2 protein-coding genes are annotated in these 1,096 nt (G+C 66.0%); both read left to right on the top strand.

Features of this window, described 5'->3' with window-relative positions; genetic code table 11:
• The first annotated feature begins 13 nt into the window (after positions 1-13).
• On the top strand, positions 14-637 hold the full coding sequence (locus tag FPZ47_RS27590) for an IS607 family transposase (RefSeq protein ID WP_145039807.1): 624 nt from the start codon (positions 14-16) through the stop codon (positions 635-637).
• A partial coding sequence (locus FPZ47_RS27585; RefSeq protein WP_145039804.1) for a hypothetical protein occupies positions 630-1,096 on the top strand: 467 nt, incomplete at its 3' end. The genes FPZ47_RS27590 and FPZ47_RS27585, both read left to right, overlap by 8 nt.

The raw sequence follows: 1,096 nt of genomic DNA, 5'->3' as shown, positions 1-1,096 counted from the left end.
GTATGCTGCTGGTGTGAATTTGACGGAGTGGGCGCGGGCTCAGGGTGTTCATCCGCAGACGGCGTACCGGTGGTTTCGGGAGGGGACGCTGCCGGTGCCCGCGGTGCGGGTGAATCAGCGCACGGTGTTGGTGTCCCCGGATGCGGTGGCCGAGTCGATGCCCGCCGCGTTCGGGTTGTATGCGCGGGTGTCGTCTCCTGATCAGAAGTCGGATTTGGATCGCCAGGTTGCGCGGCTGACGGGTTGGGCCGGGCAGGCGGGCGGGACGGTGGTGCGGGTGGAGGCCGAGGTCGGGTCCGGGATGAACGGGTCGCGGGCGAAGGTGCGCCGGTTGTTGGCCGACCCGAAGGTGACCACCGTGGTGGTCGAGCACCGGGATCGGCTGGGGCGGATGAACACTGAGCTGGTCGAGTCCGCGCTTTCCGCGCACGGCCGCCGGCTGGTGGTGCTCGACGACGGTGAGGTGACCGATGATCTGGTGCGCGACATGGTGGAGGTGCTCACACGTTTCTGTGCGCGACTCTACGGGCGGCGCAGTGCTCGAAACCGTGCGCTCAAAGCGGTCGGGTGCGCACAGCGTGATGTCGGCCCGCAGGCGGTTGTCGGTGGCCGGGGCAATGATGGCGGCCATGAGTAAGACTGCGGAGAAGATCGAACGTGTCAGGTTGTCCACGCTCAAACAGCGAGGTTGGACCGATGGGGCTGTCAAGCGGTTTCTGGGCGAGCCGGATGCCCTGGTGACGAACCCGAATTATCGAAGTGGTCCGAAGATGCGCCTTTACGACCTGCCTCGTGTGGAGGCCGCCGAACGCAGTGAGCGCTGGCGTACATGGTTTGACAAGACCAGGGCGCTGCGGGCGAAGGCGTCGGCTCAACAAAGTGAGCGGATGAACGCTTCTCGCGTGGAACTGGCCGCGCAGATCGATGCGGTCGAGATCCGTATTCCACGCTTGACGAGGGACGAGCTGTTCGGTGTGGCGGTCGCCAACCGTACTGCCCAGTCAGAATGGCACGCGGCCGAAAGGGGCCACGACAACCACGATCTCGCCACGGTGTCCTCGGCCGATCCCGCTGCGCTGCAGCGGTGGGCGGTCAA

The sequence above is a fragment of the Mycobacterium helveticum genome, from assembly GCF_007714205.1.
Classification (GTDB): Bacteria; Actinomycetota; Actinomycetes; order Mycobacteriales; family Mycobacteriaceae; genus Mycobacterium; species Mycobacterium helveticum.
This window is presented reverse-complemented; position numbering and strand designations above follow the sequence as displayed.